The organism is Pseudoalteromonas sp. GB56, assembly GCF_054923835.1.
On sequence record NZ_JBPCHK010000001.1, the window covers coordinates 2,364,384 to 2,380,785 of the forward strand.

Annotated in this window: 15 protein-coding genes and 2 pseudogenes; 6 read left to right on the top strand and 11 right to left on the bottom strand. The window is 45.5% G+C overall.

Annotation, left to right across the window (positions count from 1 at the left end; all coding sequences use genetic code 11):
- Window positions 1–2 precede the first annotated feature (2 nt).
- The 9 genes from apt to pspA form a co-directional block, all read right to left on the bottom strand.
- On the bottom strand, window positions 3–548 hold the full coding sequence (gene apt, locus ACH19P_RS11100) for an adenine phosphoribosyltransferase (RefSeq protein ID WP_347389126.1): 546 nt from the start codon (window positions 546–548) through the stop codon (window positions 3–5).
- A gap of 114 nt (window positions 549–662) precedes the next feature.
- Window positions 663–1,007 (bottom strand): 4a-hydroxytetrahydrobiopterin dehydratase, encoded by a 345-nt coding sequence (locus tag ACH19P_RS11105; protein ID WP_462158609.1) that lies wholly within the window; start codon window positions 1,005–1,007, stop codon window positions 663–665.
- Between the two features lie 10 nt (window positions 1,008–1,017).
- Entirely contained in the window at window positions 1,018–1,815 is a 798-nt protein-coding gene (phhA, locus tag ACH19P_RS11110; RefSeq protein WP_462158610.1) for a phenylalanine 4-monooxygenase, read from the bottom strand.
- Between the two features lie 238 nt (window positions 1,816–2,053).
- Window positions 2,054–3,238 (bottom strand): trans-sulfuration enzyme family protein, encoded by a 1,185-nt coding sequence (locus tag ACH19P_RS11115; RefSeq protein WP_462158611.1) that lies wholly within the window; start codon window positions 3,236–3,238, stop codon window positions 2,054–2,056.
- 120 nt (window positions 3,239–3,358) lie between these two features.
- Window positions 3,359–4,399, bottom strand: a complete 1,041-nt coding sequence (locus tag ACH19P_RS11120; RefSeq protein WP_462158612.1) for a TIGR01620 family protein — start codon at window positions 4,397–4,399, stop codon at window positions 3,359–3,361.
- Entirely contained in the window at window positions 4,396–5,787 is a 1,392-nt protein-coding gene (locus ACH19P_RS11125) for a YcjX family GTP-binding protein (RefSeq protein WP_462158613.1), read from the bottom strand. Before ACH19P_RS11125 ends, ACH19P_RS11120 begins: the two co-directional genes overlap by 4 nt.
- A gap of 121 nt (window positions 5,788–5,908) precedes the next feature.
- Window positions 5,909–6,307: an envelope stress response membrane protein PspC gene (gene pspC / locus ACH19P_RS11130; RefSeq protein ID WP_462158614.1), complete on the bottom strand. Its 399-nt coding sequence runs from the start codon at window positions 6,305–6,307 to the stop codon at window positions 5,909–5,911.
- Window positions 6,304–6,537, bottom strand: coding sequence for an envelope stress response membrane protein PspB (pspB, locus tag ACH19P_RS11135; RefSeq protein WP_462158615.1), 234 nt, complete (start codon window positions 6,535–6,537; stop codon window positions 6,304–6,306). Before pspB ends, pspC begins: the two co-directional genes overlap by 4 nt.
- A gap of 88 nt (window positions 6,538–6,625) precedes the next feature.
- Window positions 6,626–7,297, bottom strand: coding sequence for a phage shock protein PspA (gene pspA, locus ACH19P_RS11140; RefSeq protein WP_462158616.1), 672 nt, complete (start codon window positions 7,295–7,297; stop codon window positions 6,626–6,628).
- Between the two features lie 189 nt (window positions 7,298–7,486).
- Here pspA and pspF point away from each other — a divergent pair.
- From pspF to ACH19P_RS11170, 6 genes and pseudogenes are all read left to right on the top strand, one after another.
- A pseudogene (pspF, locus tag ACH19P_RS11145) lies at window positions 7,487–8,573 on the top strand (phage shock protein operon transcriptional activator).
- A 3-nt stretch (window positions 8,574–8,576) separates the two neighbouring features.
- Window positions 8,577–10,180: pseudogene (locus ACH19P_RS11150) on the top strand (ABC transporter substrate-binding protein).
- On the top strand, window positions 10,177–11,211 hold the full coding sequence (locus tag ACH19P_RS11155; RefSeq protein ID WP_462158617.1) for an ABC transporter permease: 1,035 nt from the start codon (window positions 10,177–10,179) through the stop codon (window positions 11,209–11,211). Before ACH19P_RS11150 ends, ACH19P_RS11155 begins: the two are co-directional and overlap by 4 nt.
- The gene (locus ACH19P_RS11160; RefSeq protein WP_462158618.1) at window positions 11,198–12,091 is read left to right on the top strand and encodes an ABC transporter permease subunit; all 894 of its coding nucleotides are present in this window, start codon (window positions 11,198–11,200) and stop codon (window positions 12,089–12,091) included. Before ACH19P_RS11155 ends, ACH19P_RS11160 begins: the two co-directional genes overlap by 14 nt.
- Entirely contained in the window at window positions 12,091–13,086 is a 996-nt protein-coding gene (locus ACH19P_RS11165; RefSeq protein ID WP_462158619.1) for a peptide ABC transporter ATP-binding protein, read from the top strand. Before ACH19P_RS11160 ends, ACH19P_RS11165 begins: the two co-directional genes overlap by 1 nt.
- Entirely contained in the window at window positions 13,086–13,847 is a 762-nt protein-coding gene (locus ACH19P_RS11170) for an ATP-binding cassette domain-containing protein (RefSeq protein ID WP_462158620.1), read from the top strand. Before ACH19P_RS11165 ends, ACH19P_RS11170 begins: the two co-directional genes overlap by 1 nt.
- On the opposite strand, the gene ACH19P_RS11175 is transcribed toward ACH19P_RS11170, so the two are convergent.
- Both ACH19P_RS11175 and ACH19P_RS11180 read right to left on the bottom strand, forming a co-directional pair.
- Window positions 13,833–14,261, bottom strand: a complete 429-nt coding sequence (locus ACH19P_RS11175) for a hypothetical protein (protein WP_462158621.1) — start codon at window positions 14,259–14,261, stop codon at window positions 13,833–13,835. The two genes, ACH19P_RS11170 and ACH19P_RS11175, sit on opposite strands and share 15 nt — an antisense overlap.
- Window positions 14,262–14,397: 136 nt before the next feature.
- A complete protein-coding gene (locus ACH19P_RS11180) occupies window positions 14,398–16,299 on the bottom strand; it encodes a SurA N-terminal domain-containing protein (protein ID WP_462158622.1) in 1,902 nt (633 codons plus the stop codon).
- Window positions 16,300–16,402 lie beyond the last annotated feature (103 nt).

Below are 16,402 nucleotides of genomic sequence, written 5' to 3' on the forward strand. Positions count from 1 at the left end.
GCTTATTCGCCTTCGAATTCGACTAGGTTGTAAACGTCAATTCCTTGTTGGCGAACACGTTGCTCACCACCTAAATCGGGTAGTGAAACAACAAACGCGGCGTCAGTTGCTTCGCCGCCTAGCTGTGCAACCAATTTTGCTGTTGCTTCAATGGTGCCGCCTGTTGCTAACAAATCGTCTACTAACAATACCTTGTCTCCCGGTACGATAGCATCTTTGTGCAACTCAAGGATATCTTCACCATATTCCAACTGGTAGCTTTGTGCAATGACCTCACGCGGTAATTTGCCCGGCTTACGTACTGGAATAAAAGGGACACCTAGCACATATGCTAACGGCGCACCGAAGATAAATCCACGCGACTCAGTGCCAATGATTTTTGTAAAACCTTGGTCTTTGTAACGCTCAACCATATGGTCGATAGTCAATTTAAGTGCTTTTGGATCAGCAAGAAGAGTGGTTACGTCACGGAACATAATGCCCGGCTTAGGATAGTCTGCAACCGTAGCAATCGATTGCTTGATGTAATCAAGATCAGCAGCGCTCATATTTCTTTTCATTTATTTAGTGTTTTAGCGCTGCATTATAGCAACTTGTACAAAACAATGAAGCCACAACAAAAAAGCCACCGCGATGGGTGGCTTTTGTTTATTCAATTTCGATTACAGAGATGCAAATACGTCGTCTGTTTTCGCTGCACAGATGAAATCATTTTTGTGCAAACCTTTAATTGAGTGAGACCACCAAGTGATTGTCACTTTGCCCCATTCAGTTAATAAACCTGGGTGATGGCCTTCTTCTTCAGCCATTGCACCAACAAGATTTGTAAATTCAAGTGCTTGCTTGAAGTTTTTGAACTTAAATACACGCTCAAGCTGCATAATGCCATCGCGTACTTCAGGCACCCAATCAGGGATGTTTCTGATCAACACCGCCAATTCTTCATCTGACACCTTAGGCGCATCCGCACGACACGCTTCACATTTTTGTGCGCTTAATTCAGACATTATTAATTCCTTAACTTGCTAATTTTTCTTTAGGGGGAAATTTTGGCTCAAACAAGCCCAATTCTTTTGCTTCGCCAACCATCGACATTAAATCCATTTGCGAGATCTCAAACAAATCATGGATAGAATTGATGGTGTAATAAACCGGTTGCATGATATCGATTCGATACGGCGTGCGCAGTACATCCAACACATTCATTGCATTGATCTCAGGCTCATCGGTGTAAACATATTGTGTTTCACCTGGGCTTGAGAGAATACCACCGCCGTAAATGCGCAAGCCATCTTCGGTTTGCATTAAACCAAACTCAACCGTAAACCAGTATAAACGTGCGAGAAAAACACGGTCTTTTTTGTCTGCGGCGTAGCCCAACTGACCATATTTATGCGTGAATTCAGCGAAATCTGGGTTGGTCAACATCGCACAATGGCCGAAAATCTCGTGGAAGATATCCGGCTCTTGCAGATAGTCGAACTCTTCACGGGTACGAATGAAGGTTGCCACTGGAAATTGCTTGTTCGCCAACAGACGGAAAAACTCGTCGAAATCGATCAGCGCAGGCACAGGTGCTACACGCCAACCCGTTTCACGCTCAAGTACATCGTTAAGCTCGTGCAATTGCGGAATACGATCCTTTGGCAGGTTGATCTTCTCTAGTCCCGCTAAGTACTCATTACACGCTTTACCCTCGATACAGGCTAGCTGACGCTCAACTAATTCCGACCAAATTTTATTTTCTTCTTCGCTCCAATGGATAATGCCGTTCTCATCTGGCGTCCTTGAAACGTATTTGCTTGATTTAGCCATAACTACCTTTACATCTCGAGCCCTCGGCGACCTTGATACACCGACAACTCCTCAATCTGTGTGTTAACCAGATACTAAGTAAAAGTACGAAAGTTTGTAATAGATGTAGCGAATAACAGTCCGCAGCAAACCAGCAAAAACGTACAAAATAAATTACAGCGAAAAACACAAAAATGTACACACCAGAAATAACAAGCCCTGCAAGAGCCCTTGGTGTGCACATTTATTTACGAACAAGTTAAAGCGCTGTTAATCCAGCATCAAGATCTGCAATGATTTCGTTAACATCTTCGAGTCCGATGGAAATTCGTACTAAACCGTCACTGATCCCCGATGCGCGACGTTGCTCAGGCTCATAGGTCGAGTGCGTCATCGAAGCCGGATGCTGAATTAAGGTTTCAGTGTCGCCTAAGCTAACTGCTAAGGTACACAACTCTAAACTGTTGATGAAGTGTTCGGTTTGCTCGAGCGATGCTTTTAATTCAAAGGCAATTACACCACCCGCATCGAGCATTTGACTTCCGATCAACTTGTTGCCTGGATCGCTAGATAATCCCGGATAATACACCTTCTCGACCTTGTCATGATTGGCCAGGTAGTGCGCAACAATGTGCGCCCCCTCGCAGTGAGCTTTCATACGCACAGATAAGGTTTTTAATCCACGTAGGATTAGCCACGCATCAAAGGGGCTCATGGTTGCACCAATATCTTTTAATACCGTGTATTTTATAGTGTTGATGTGTTCGCTCGAGCCACAAACGAGGCCAGCAACCACATCGCCATGGCCGTTGAGGTATTTAGTCGCACTGTGAACAATTAAGTCTGCGCCATGTTTCACTGGCTTTTGCAAAATGGGCGTAAGAAAAGTGTTGTCGATGACACTTAATAATCCATGTTCCTTTGCAAAAGCACATATTTTGTCTAAATCGTACACCTGCATATTAGGGTTCGCAGGGGTCTCTACGAATATCATTTTGGTGTTTTCTTTTCGTGCCGCTTTTATCGCATCCATATCGGTGAAGTCTACAAATGTAACTTCGACACCATAGCGCGTGAGTAGATGACTAAAGAGCGCGTAGGTACAACCATACACTGTTGTTGATGCAATCAAATGATCGCCTGCACTTAAAAAGCTCATGGTGGCAGCAGAAACTGCTCCCATCCCTGTTGCACACGCTGCCGCATCCTCTGTCTGCTCCAGCGCTGCCAAACGCTGCTCAAGTTCTCGTACCGTTGGATTACCAAGGCGAGAATATATGTAGCCGGCTTCTTCCCCAGCAAAGCGTGCAGCACCTTGTGCAGCGTCATCAAAAATAAATGTTGAGGTCTGGTATAGAGGCGCCGCTAATGCGCGATGAGGGTCAACTCTCCCCTGTTCATTGTGAATACACAGGGTCTTGTCTGAATATGTGTGTTTTGTCATGTTGCCACCGTTTTTTCTTTTAAAATAGTGGCATCGTTGGCGAAATAACAAGCACGCTAGCCGCTTGGACGGCCAGTGAAATTTGAATTACTTTTTATAAGCGTCAACCTTTGTTGACGCTTATTCATCGTCCTTGGCTTGTTGGTCCATTTTCGTCAGTCGGCTAGCCAGCTTTTTAGCTGTGGCACCGAGTAACGACGGCTTTTGTTCAAGTTTAGGGAGTGGTCGACACAGCTCCATGGCTTTGTATCCGATTCGAGCGGTTAACACGCCCGCACTCAAACCTTGCGCGGCACGAGTCGACAGGACGCTCAATAGTTTGGTGCCAAACGCTGTGGCTGCTAAATCAGCAAGTAGCTCAGTGGATCCCACAAATAACATTTGTTTTATCAAGGAGCGATATAAGCGCACTCGGCTCATATACCCAAGCGCTAAGCCATAGTTATTGGCCAGAGCATCCACCAATTTCAATCCACGCCACAACACTGCAAGCATATCTACTACGGCCAGAGGACTCACAGTAACAAGCACAGCTGATTCAACGGCATAACGATTGATCACCTTTTTGGCTTGTTCATCTTGACTGATCAGCAAGGTATCGCGATACAGCACCATAACCTCTCGGTCACTCAGGTGGTCGCCAATCTGTGCTTTAAAGGTGTCAAACTCGGGATGTGCTTGAATACGATTAACGCTTTGCAACCAAGGTAAAGCCTGCCCTATTTGTTCACTGTGCAGTAAACGCTCCGCTTGTTGCTGATGATGTTGATTGACCTTCAAGCGCTTCAAATTGACCAACTCGCGCCACATTAATTTGCCAATAAACAGCACTGCCAAGCCAATAACTGCACTGTACAAGGCACCTAACCACCAAGCAGTTGCAAAACTTGCGGTGATACTTAATACCGTTTCGACCACAATGAGGACGACCAACAGTAAGAAAAACACGCGCTTGAGCACCGAGCGCTTCGGCTTGTGCAAATTTTTAGTCAGCGCTTGTTCCAACTCCCCCTCTTGCTCAAACAGCGTTTCTTCAGTGTCTTGTTTTTCTGGCTCATCGCTGCGCGATACCACCAACGCTGTGTCGAGCGTTTTGTCTTGCTGTTGTGCTGTGTGCTCTTTGAATCTGCGTCCTGGAGCTAGGTTTACTTCGTCACTCATCGTAATTTATCTCCAAGTAAAAATTCCAAGGCGTGATCTATACGCATATGACGTAAGTTACCGTTGTCGTTCGGCAGTGGTGCAAAATCGATAAAATCAAAGCCATGTGCTGGCCATTGCTGTTTGCTCAATGCGTGCCGCGGCGGCTGAGGTGGCAAATAGGTAAGCCAATTGTCCTCGTTCAGTGGCTTGCCGTAGATGCAATGCATCGCTCGGCCCTTCTCATTCACGGTTTTATTCTCTGTTGCACACACTGAAGCCATTGCCATGGTGTCAATTTCGACACCCGCGAAGGTCAGTTCATTGGCTTTAGACTTCACTAAATCGTGCAGTAACAAGGCTAAATCTTGATGGTAATTAACCCCTACTTGATCCGCTTTATTGGCGACAAACAGCAGCTTATCGATATTCGGACTAAACAAGCGCCGAAGCAAATTGCTTTTGCCATATTCAAAGAACTGCAATAACTCACGGATTGCGTCGGTTTGCTCAGCGAAAATATCTGGGCCAAGCTTCAAGGCTTGCAATAAATCGACCAACACAACTTGGCGGTCAAAGCGACAAAAGTAGTCTTTGTAAAAAGGCTTAACCACCTGATTTTTATATGCTTCAAAACGTGCTTCTAACTGAGCGTATTGACTGGAGTCACTGTGTTCTGACGGTGCTGCACAGGGAAAAAAGGCTAGTAAGGGTGCCCCTTCTAATTCGCCAGGAATGAGCATGCGCCCAGGTTGTAAGTTGGCTGCATGCGCATGTGTTTTTATCGCCCGCAGCGTATCTGCATAGACATTACTGAGCGCCTTTAACTGCGCTTCGTTAATTTTTTCGTCGGCGTCAAAATGCGCTAATTGGTTTAAAAACTCTGTAGCATGCGTTTTTCGCACGCTCGCGTTGAGCATGGTTAGCTGTCGCTCACTCCACGTTGCAAAATCCATATTCAACATGGGTAAGTCCATCAACCATTCGCCTGGATAATCAATCAAATCTATGGTCAGCGTCGCGGTATCGCCAAGTTGTGCGCGCAACCCACGTTGTGGGCGGTAACGCATGGCGAGGCGCAACGTGTTGATACGTTTAGTCGATTGCGGCCACTGTGGAGGATGCTGTTGCAAACTCTCCATTGCCTGACGATAGGCAAATGTCGGGATGTTCAATGCTTTTTGCGGGATTTGTGTGGTCGCGATATGACGCCCTTCTCGCACTACTCTAAAAAACGGCAAGTTTTTGTCGTTGGCTTGTTCGCTAAGCTGATGCACCAGCGCGGTAATAAATGCGGTTTTGCCGCTGCCAGACAACCCGGTGACCGCAAGAGTAACGTGGCTATCCAAGGTACGCTGTAAGGTGTTTTTTGCTTTGTCTTTAATTTTATCGAGGCGTGAATACGACAAGTGCGCTCCTTTTTACATCTATCGGTATCTCAAACCAATCCACGGAAACTAATTTTCCACTTTATGAGCAACAAAAAGATAAGCCAACACAGTGGCTTATCTTCTTAGGCAGGGTGAACATTTACAGTTTGTTGATTTCTCGACTCACAGTAAAAGTAGGTGATGTAACATGCTTCTCCATGTTTTGAACTCGGCCGTCTAAATCAGCCATAAAGTCTTTTAAATCCTTTAGCGCTTTACGAGGCGGCTCACCTTTTTGCCAAACCTTGGCTTTCACTTCCCCTACATGAGGATGTTTGTGTGTCTCTTCAGTTGTTGACTCAGTTGGCTTCTTATCTAAGATAAACCAAGCCGCAATATACGCCACAACGAAGATAGGACCGCCGGCCAGTAACACACCTGTTACGAAGATGATACGAACCAGCCATAACTCAATGTTGAAGTAATCGCTTAGACCCGCACATACACCTGCTAATTTGCCACGTTTAGGGTCTCGGTATAGTTCGCGTTTGGTACTCATACCTTGCTCCTCCACTGCGGAGACTCCTGATCGAGAAGTTTCTCTAGTGTGTTAATACGGTCAGCCATTTTTTCTGCTTTGTTCGAAAGCTCTACTAGCTGACGATGCTCATGTTCGCTTAATCCTTGGCTTACTTGCTTCTTAGAGCGGTAATGAAGAATTAACCAAAGCGGTGCCACGAAAATCAAAAATATAACGATTGGTGGCATTAACATATCAAAATCAAACATTCTTCCTCTCCTGCCTGTTGTTTTGGCTTTTTAAGTGTGGGCGCAGCACTCGTTATTGTCGAGTTGGCCCACCACACTTTAGTTATTATTAAGCTTTATCGCTTTTTTTACCCATCTTAGCTTTTAGCGCAGATAGCTCATCATCGATTTTTTCGTCTTTCTCTAACTGTTCGATTTCATCAGAGAGCGACTTCTGGCCCAGTTCATAAGACTCAACTTGTGCTTCTAAACCGTCGATTTTAGTTTCGTAACGCTCAAACTTATCAAGGGCATCTTGCACCTTGTTACCGTCGAGTGTCTTTTTGACATCAAGACGTGATTGCACTGAACGTTGACGAAGAACAATCGCTTTTTGGCGCGCTTTTGCATCGCTCAACTTCTCTTGCAGTGTACTGATTTCTTGCTGCAATTTAGTGATGTGCTCTTCAACGTGCTCCAGCTCGCGCTCTAGCGCTGCTTGTGCTTCAGCTGATTTGTTTTTCTCAATCAGCGCAGCACGTGCCAAGTCGTCGCGGTCTTTAGAAAGAGCAAGTTCTGCTTTTTCTTGCCACTGGTCAACTTGTGCACTCAGTGTTTCAAGACGACGTGTTAAGTCTTTCTTTTCTGCCAAAGTTTTAGCAGAAGTAGAACGGACTTCAACAAGTGTGTCTTCCATTTCTTGGATAATTAGGCGAACCATCTTTTCAGGATCTTCAGCCTTGTCTAAAATAGCGTTGATATTCGAGTTAACGATATCTGCAAAACGTGAGAAAATTCCCATAATCTTATACCTCAAGTGGTGAAGTCTTTGTTGACTACTGTACGTGGTATCAAGTTGCTTGCCAACTTTAAAATAACTTAATAACACTATATTTTTCATTAAGTTAACTAACAAAAGACAAACCCCTTCCTTATCAACCAATAATGAAATACACTAAGCTTTAGCAAAAATAACTAAGAGTTAGTGTAAATGAGCCAGTTTCGTAAAAAGGATGATTCTACTCGGCCAATCTGATAGCTTTTTAACCGTGTTAGATTAAGTGTCTCAACTCGCACCTCTCGATAAACCAGTATTGGTAATTGGTGAGCGCGGCACGGGTAAAGAGCTGATTGCCGCCCGCTTACACTACCTCTCTACGCGTTGGGACCAAACTTATGTCAGTCTTAACTGCGCAGCGTTAAATGAAAACTTGCTCGAAAGTGAGTTGTTCGGTCATGAAAGTGGTGCGTTCACTGGCGCTAGTAAACGTCATGAAGGCCGCTTTGAACGAGCCAACGGCGGTACTTTGTTTTTGGATGAACTTGCTAACACGCCTGCGGCAGTGCAAGAAAAGCTGCTTCGCGTCATTGAATATGGTGAATTTGAGCGTGTCGGCGGCCGAGCCCCCATTAAAGTAGATACCCGCCTTATTTGCGCAACTAACGAAGATTTACCTACCCTTGCCGATGCTGGGCAATTTCGCCATGACTTATTAGACCGCTTGGCGTTTGATGTAATCACACTGCCACCACTTAGAGAGCGTCAGGAAGATATCTTGTTATTGGCAGAGCATTTCGCGATTAATATGGCACGTAATCTTGGCTGGGAGTTGTTTAGCGGCTTTACAACGCGTGCCAAAGCAGCGTTGTTGGATTATGACTGGCCAGGTAATGTGAGGGAGCTGAAAAATGTTATCGAGCGTAGCTTGTATCGCCATGGTAATGAAAATTTGGCCGTGCACAGTATTAATCTGGACCCTTTTGCCAGCCCTTATCGCCCTAAACCAGTCGCTTCGCGTTCAGTGAGCACACCAGTGACTGCAAGCACGCCTATCCACACAGAGGTACCCACAACCACAGAGGTTACTGCTGCAGGTGCATCAAATAGCTTTAGCTTCCCCTGTGACTTGAAACAAATGTCTGCTGACTATGAAACCGAGATGCTCACTCAAGCACTTAAATTTAGTCAATTTAATCAAAAGAAAACTGCACAAATGCTCGGATTAACGTATCATCAACTTAGAGGATATTTGAAGAAATATAATTTGCTAGATTCGCAGCAAAAACAAGAGGCTTAGCCCGTGTATAAATGGTTGTTAGGCACCGTGGCAGTATTGTTGGCCGGGTGCCAAAATGAAGATGCCCAGTATGCGCCTATTGAAGGTATGGTCTATTGCGCTGAAGCCAACCCCGTGTCATTTAATCCACAAGTGACTACCTCAGGCTCCACCATTGATCTTATTTCTAAACAGCTTTACAACCGTTTATTGCGTATCGACCCCATCACCGGTGAATTTATCCCTGAGCTAGCATCAAGCTGGGAAATCAATGAAGATGGCACAGAGATTACCTTTCACTTACGCGAAGACGTCAAATTTCACACTACCCAATATTTTACTCCGACGCGATTATTTAACGCAGACGATGTGGTGTTTACCTTTAGCCGTTTGTTTGATGTGTATAACCCCTATCATTTTGTAGGTGAAGCAAATTATCCCTATTTTCAAAGTGTTGGTCTTGACCAACTAATACGTAATATTCGCAAGGACTCTCAGTATCAGGTCACTTTCGAGTTATTTAATCCTGAAAGTAGTTTTCTTGCCAATATTGCAACAGACTTCGCAGCAATTACATCGCGCGAGTATGCGATGAAGCTCATGGAGTCGGAGCAAATGGAGCTGTTTGATCAACTTCCTGTTGGCACTGGGCCGTTCGTATATCGCGAATACAAACGCGACCGCCTTATTCGTTATTACAGCCACCCAGATTACTGGGAACATCAGGTCAACTTGGACCAACTGGTATTTGACATCACGCCTAACGGTACGACCCGTATCGTTAAATTATTGACCAAAGAATGTGATGTGACACCGCACCCAAGTGCGACTCAGCTCAATGTTTTGCGTGAGCGCAGTGACATCGACTTACAACAGCAAGATAACCTCAACATTGGTTACTGGGCATTTAATACGGAGCGAGTCCCTTTTAACGACCCGAAAGTACGTCGCGCCCTCGCCCATGCCGTTAATATCGATAAAATTATGCAGGCGGTGTATTACGGCCAAGGCGTTAAAGCCACGTCAATGCTCCCCCCATCAGCTGGGCTTATCAGGAACAAAATAATCTACCTGAATACGATCCAGATGCCGCCAGAGAGCTGCTTGCCCAAGCTGGCTACAAAGATGGCTTTGATATGAGCATTTGGGCCATGCCTGTGAGTCGTATCTATAACCCCAATGCACGAAAAATGGCGGAGTTGATGCAAAGTGATTTGCGTGCAGTAGGAGTCAATGTACGCATCGTTGAGTACGAATGGAACACCTTCTTACAACGCGTTGATGAACACCGACATGACAGCGTGCTCCTTGGTTGGGCAGCTGATACACCTGACCCAGATAACTTTTTTAGTCCGTTATTAAGTTGTGCAGCGACTTACAGTGGTAAAAACCCTGCCAATTGGTGCAACCCTGAGTTTGATGCCTTGCTCACTCAGGCCTTGGCCACAACAGACCAAGAACAACGAAAACAATTTTATAGTCAAGCACAACAAATGATAGCTAATCAGCTTCCTCTTCTGCCATTAGCGCACGGCAGGCGCTCGCAAGCCAACGACACGCGAATTCACGGTATTACATTAAGCCCGTTTGGCGGTATTTCCTTAGCGCAAGCGAGTAAAACACCATGATGTTAGAGTTTGCAATTCGCCGCATATCCTTGTTGATATTTATGTTATTCACACTGAGTGTGTTTACGTTCTCATTAGGATATTTGTTCCCAGGTGATGTGCTCACTAATTTCAGCGGGATTGATACTGCAGGATTCTCTCAAAGTGCGCAGCTGCGAGAGAAGTATCACTTGGATCAAGGTTATGTACATCAATACTTCGCCTTTTTAGGGCGCATTTTACAAGGCGATTGGGGGCATTCGTTCGCCTCCGCAGACCCAGTGTTTGACCACGTGGTAACGCTTGCACCTGCGACATTTGAACTGGCCGTTTACGCATTAATGGTGTCCGTTGTCGTGGGTGTGCCAGCGGGGATTTTAGCGGCACTATCACAAGGTCGTTGGTTGGATAAGTTAATAAGCGGCACCACGCTTGTGGGTTACTCGTTACCCATCTTTTGGTTAGCTCTGGTGTTGATCATGGTATTTTGCCTGCAACTGGGCCTTTTCCCTATGTCTGGGCGTATCAGCCTGTTGTATGAAATACCTGCGACTACGCACTTTATTTTGCTCGACATCATGATTGCCGGCTTCCCCTATGGCGGCCAGGCGTTTACCGATGCGCTTCATCACCTAGCGCTCCCTACATTTGTATTAGCGACCTACCCAACTACGGTTCTAGTAAGGTTCACCCGAGACTCAATGCTCAATGTACTTGAGCAAAATTACATTAAGACTGCCAGAGCTAAGGGCTTAAGCAGAAGCCAGTTGATTATTCACCACGCATTGCGCAATGCCTTACTGCCAGTCATTAAACAAATCGGCTTACAGTTTAGTGCCTTGATCACGCTTGCAATGATCACTGAAGTTATTTTTTCTTGGCCCGGCATAGGCCGCTGGCTAATAGACAGCATTTATCAGCGTGACTTCCCTGCTATTCAAGGTGGACTGCTCGCGATTTCGATGTTCATCATATTCGCAACTATTTTTACCGAGTTGCTGTATACCCTGCTAGACCCGATTTCACGGAATCAAGCGCATGGCAAATTATAAGTTATTTACAGAGCAGTCTAACATCTCGCCATTGTCTCGATTGTGGCGAAAGTTCAGAACCAATCACGTTTCGCTCGTTGGTTTATGGCTGTTCATTGCGTTGACGATACTGGCAGCAACGGCGCCGATATTGGCTCCTTATGGGATTAATGAACAGCATGCCAATGCGCTATTAATTCCGCCATCATGGCATGAAGATGGGGATGTTCGTTTTATTCTCGGTACCGATGATTTGGGCAGGGATGTACTTTCTCGACTCATGAACGGTGCAACTTATACCTTCGGTCTGTCTATCGTAGCCGCGCTTGTGACCACCTTGGTGGGCGTTCTAGTGGGCACTTTTGCAGGTATCAGTCGAGGTTTAAGAGCGAGCTTTCTTAATCACTTACTCGATATCACCTTATCAATTCCATCGATGCTACTTGCCATCATTATTATTGCGATCCTCGGCCCGGGGTTAATGAATACGGTTTGGGCGATTATTTTCGCGTTACTGCCCCAGTTTATTCACTCGGTTCGCAACTTAGTGGTTGAAGAGCTTAATAAAGATTACATTAGTGCGTTCAGACTCGATGGAGCGAACCATTGGCAAATCCTTGTTCGCGGCATTTTCCCAAACATTTACGAGCGCATCGTGGTTATATTTACCATGGCACTGTCGCTGGCGATACTCGATATTGCCGCGCTGGGCTTTTTGAAATTAGGCGCACAACCACCGACCGCTGAATGGGGTGCCATCTTGGCAGAGAATTTAGGCCTCATTTATTTGGCTCCGTGGACCGTCGCATTGCCAGGTATTTTGTTATTCCTTGCGGTTCTTTCAACCAACCTTGTTGGCGACGGCTTACGTAATGTTCTTAAAGAGAGACGGGCCGACTGATGCAGTTACTGGATATTCGCAATCTCACTATCGAACTTAGAACGTCTGATTCAACGATTCGCGTCGTAGATGGCGTAAACTTCAGTCTCAAAGAAGGCGAGGTTCACGCCCTCATTGGCGAATCAGGCTCGGGAAAAAGTCTTATTGCAAAGGCACTGGTTGGTGCCCTAAATCAACGTTGGGAAGTACGCGCCGATAGGATGCACTGGCGCGGTGTAGATTTGATGCGTTTATCCGATGAAAAGCGCAGAAAGCTCGTTAGCCAAGACTTAGCCATGATCTATCAAGAGCCTAGCCGTTGTATGGACCCGACGGCGAAAATAAGTAACCAGCTCGAAGAGAGCATACCCGATGCCGATAGCGAAGGTAATATATTTCAACGCCGCAGAGCTAAGCAAAAACGTGTTAGAGCTTTACTACACAAAGTCGGTATAAAAGAACATTCAAAAGTGCTCTCTAGCTACCCTCATGAGCTTTCTGAAGGCGTTTGCCAAAAGGTAATGATCGCAATGGCCATTGCCCGCTCACCAAAGTTATTAATCGCCGATGAACCCACAACCGCATTAGAGAGCACCACTCGAGCACAGGTTTTTAGACTTTTAAAGAGTCTTAACCAGTTGAAAAACATGTCAATCCTCATGATCTCACACGAGCTCGAGGAATTGACTGATTGGACTCATGGAATGCATGTTCTGTATTGCGGACAGATGGTTGAAGCAGGGCCAACAGAAGAGGTATTTGCTCGCCCTCGACATCCGTATACCAAAGCCTTGTTGCAAAGTTTACCCGATTACGATGCAGCACTAGAGCATAAGCAACCCTTGTTCGCGCTCAAAGGAACAATCCCTACTTTGCAGCATTTACCCATAGGTTGTCGCCTAGGTCCTCGCTGCCCTAACGCCCAAAAAGCCTGTGTGGCGACACCCAAACTGGAAAGAGAGCATGGCCACAGCTTTGCCTGTCACTTTCCTCTACACAAAGAGGAGCAAAGCTGATGCAGCCTTTACTCAAGGTTCAAGGTTTGAATAAGCAAATTGCTCAGCGCTCGGGCTTTTTGCAGCGTAAAATGGTGTATCTGCTTAAAGATATCTCTTTTTGTATTAGCCAAGGCGAAACCTTAGCTGTTATTGGTGAGACTGGGGCTGGTAAAAGTACTCTCGCTAAAGTGTTAGCGGGCGCAGATGAAGCAAGTAGTGGCCAAATTTTACTGGAGAGCGAACTGATTAAAGATGGCAGCAAACAGCTTATGGATAGCCGCAACATTCGCCTGATCTTCCAAGACCCAACAACCTCACTGAACCCTGCGCTAACCATTGAAGAGATTCTCGATGACTGCCTGCGCTTCAACACAGAACTCATTGCCGAAGAGCGCTTGGAGAAGATAAAACAAACCTTGTCCAAAGTGGGTCTACTCGTTGAGCATCGGCACTATTACCCGCATATGTTTTCGGGTGGTCAATTACAGCGTGTGGCGCTCGCCAGAGCCTTAATACTCGATCCTAAGGTGTTGGTATTAGATGAGGCGCTTTCGTCCCTAGATCCCTCAGTACGCGCACAAACAGTGAATCTTCTCCTCGAGCTTCAGCGAGAGACAGGCTTGAGTTATGTGCTTATCACGCATCACCTCAGTTTAGTTAAACATATGAGCGACCAAGTAATGGTCTTAGACCATGGTGAAATTGTGGAATACGGCAACACTAAAGACATTTTCTGCAACCCGCAGTCTAAAACCTGTCAACGTTTATTGACGTGTTGATTGCCTCAGCGCTTCGAGCAAATTATTTGCGTCATCGGTACCGATGCTGACCTTGTCGCCATTTTTAAGAATGAGTTGAATCGCGGTATTCCCACTGACGCAATATAACCAACCATCGAAGGTATAGCGAATACCCCAGCCGTTATACCATTTAGTTGTTATTATTTTGGCATCTTCAATCTCGTGTAACGCAATAGACTTGCGCCAAAATCCAGGGCCGAAAGACCAAGAAATCTCACTCGACGTCACATTAACGTTCAAACTATAAAACAAGCCAGCTACGACAGCGGGTATTGCTAAGGCTGGCCACATTAACCTGATGTCACTGTTGGGTACTGACAACCCCACTAATACCAATACAATCGCCAAAATGGCTAAAATCGTGGTACCAATTTGTCTGTGTTGATAGCGCATCAATACACCTGTGAGTTTTCATCGCGATGAGTTTGACGATATCAAACGCTCAATGGATAAGCCAATAAGGGGGAGCAAAACCCAAAATGCAAAAAAGGCCGCTAAGCGGCCTTTTTCAATGAGTTAGTATCTAGGTTTATTCAACGCTAGTAACTGTCGCTGTGCGAACCACTTCAGCTTGCGCCTCTAGTGCTTCTACGAACGTTTCATAGTTTTTGTTAGCAAGCTGCATTGTCAGGCTTTGCTTAATTTGCTCGTTAACGTCTGTTTCACTCGGTGTATTAACTGATTTCAGTGCCACAAGAGCAACACTACCATTACTTAGCTCAACCATGTCGACTACTGGAGTATCTGATGGGTGTGCTAGCTTGAATACTTGCTGAGTTAATGCTGGTGGAACCGTAAAGCTACGACGTGTTAACGCATCGTCACTTTGAAGCTCGATACCCGCTTGCTCTGCAACTGCAGCGATTGCAGTACCATCATTCAGCTGCGCTAGGAATGTTTGTGCTTGTTCTTTCGCTGCTGTTGAAGCCTTGTCGGCAACCAAGGTGCTACGAATTTGGTCTGACACCAAGGCTAATTCTTTCGTTGCTGCTGGCTTGTAGTCAACAACACGCACTACCACAACATGCTCATTGCCTAAATCCAACACTTCTGAATTCACACGGTCTTCGAGTAGTTCTGGAGAGAAAATTGCCGCGAGCACATTTGCTTGATTAAGCGGTGCCGGTAGCGCATTTCGTGAACTCAGTTCAGTCGTTTTAACTTCTGCGCCGATGGCGTTCGCTGCATCTTCTAGCGTGTCTGAGATTTCAAATGCTAGTTCAGCTAGCTCTGTTTGTTTCTGGTAATAGATATCCGCTTTCTCAACTTTCTCAAGTTCTGTGCGGATTTCCTGCTCTACATCTGCAAGCGCTTTAACTTCACCCGGCTGTAGGTCAGTTAACTTAATGATGTGGTAACCAAATTCAGACTGTACAACGTCCGATAGTTCACCTACTTCGCCAAGCGCAAAAGCGGCTTGTTCGAAATCTGGGTCAAGCATATCGCGTTCAATCCAATCAAGATCACCGCCTAGTTCAGCACTCACAACGTCATCAGATTGTGTTTCGGCTAGTTCGACAAAATCCGCACCGTCTTGCAATTGCACGAGCAATTCTTGTGCTTTTTGCTGAGCAGCGGCATCGTCTTCACTGTTTTCAACAAGAATATGTGCAACACGGCGTTTTTCAGGTTCTGTGTAAAACGCTTTGTTCTGCTCGTAATATTCGTTGATTTGCGCATCAGTTACAGGCTCTGCTAACTCAACAGATGCAGAATCGAGCTCTACATACGCTACTTTTACTTGCTCTGGTGCTAAGAATTGAGCTTGGTTAAGGTCATAGTATTCCTGAATTTCTTCTTCAGAAACGCTTACGCCTTCTTTAAACTGGTCATTACTAACGATGAAGTAATCAATCGCACGTTGTTGTTGTTGTAAACCAACCGCACTGTTTAATTCATTACTTAGTGTAAAATCAGTACCCGCTAGTGCAGCAACTAGTTGTGAACGCGTCATTTCCTCACGAAGATATTCGCGGAAACCATCTGCTTGGAAGCCCATTTGGCGAATAACCTGCAGGTAGCGATCGTTGCTAAACTTACCACCGAATTGAAACGCTGGTAATTCTAGAATTGTCTTACGAATTTCTTCATCACTTACACGCAATCCCATTTCTGCCGCTAATTGCGATTGTAGTTCTTGTTGGATTAAACGGTTTGTGACTGACTGACGTAATTGCGCCATGAAAGTAGGATCATTTGCTAGTTGCGCAAAGTATTCGCCAAATTGCTGTTCTTGACGCGCACGCTCATTTTCGAACGCCCTTGCAAAGTCACGCTGTGTGATTTTTACCCCATTCACCTCAGCGACGGATTGCTCGGTACTTTGGCCTAAATAGCCACCGATCCCTGCCAAAGCAAAAGATAAAATCACTAGCCCTAGAATGATTTTGGCCGCTAAACCTTGCGAACCCTCTCTGATTTTTTCTAGCATTTATCTTTATCTCTGTTTATACAAATCGTATTTAATGATTAACCATTGATAGCAACGTAAACATAAAGTGATAACAAGGCAGTAATTTTGACGTGTAGTTGTT

Coding starts and splice junctions, on each gene's coding strand:
- apt (WP_347389126.1), bottom strand. CDS start 548: ATGAGCGCTGCTGATCTTGATTACATCAAGCAATCGATTGCTACGGTT.
- ACH19P_RS11105 (WP_462158609.1), bottom strand. CDS start 1,007: ATGTCTGAATTAAGCGCACAAAAATGTGAAGCGTGTCGTGCGGATGCG.
- phhA (WP_462158610.1), bottom strand. CDS start 1,815: ATGGCTAAATCAAGCAAATACGTTTCAAGGACGCCAGATGAGAACGGC.
- ACH19P_RS11115 (WP_462158611.1), bottom strand. CDS start 3,238: ATGACAAAACACACATATTCAGACAAGACCCTGTGTATTCACAATGAA.
- ACH19P_RS11120 (WP_462158612.1), bottom strand. CDS start 4,399: ATGAGTGACGAAGTAAACCTAGCTCCAGGACGCAGATTCAAAGAGCAC.
- pspC (WP_462158614.1), bottom strand. CDS start 6,307: ATGAGTACCAAACGCGAACTATACCGAGACCCTAAACGTGGCAAATTA.
- pspB (WP_462158615.1), bottom strand. CDS start 6,537: ATGTTTGATTTTGATATGTTAATGCCACCAATCGTTATATTTTTGATT.
- pspA (WP_462158616.1), bottom strand. CDS start 7,297: ATGGGAATTTTCTCACGTTTTGCAGATATCGTTAACTCGAATATCAAC.
- ACH19P_RS11155 (WP_462158617.1), top strand. CDS start 10,177: ATGATGTTAGAGTTTGCAATTCGCCGCATATCCTTGTTGATATTTATG.
- ACH19P_RS11160 (WP_462158618.1), top strand. CDS start 11,198: ATGGCAAATTATAAGTTATTTACAGAGCAGTCTAACATCTCGCCATTG.
- ACH19P_RS11165 (WP_462158619.1), top strand. CDS start 12,091: ATGCAGTTACTGGATATTCGCAATCTCACTATCGAACTTAGAACGTCT.
- ACH19P_RS11170 (WP_462158620.1), top strand. CDS start 13,086: ATGCAGCCTTTACTCAAGGTTCAAGGTTTGAATAAGCAAATTGCTCAG.
- ACH19P_RS11175 (WP_462158621.1), bottom strand. CDS start 14,261: ATGCGCTATCAACACAGACAAATTGGTACCACGATTTTAGCCATTTTG.
- ACH19P_RS11180 (WP_462158622.1), bottom strand. CDS start 16,299: ATGCTAGAAAAAATCAGAGAGGGTTCGCAAGGTTTAGCGGCCAAAATC.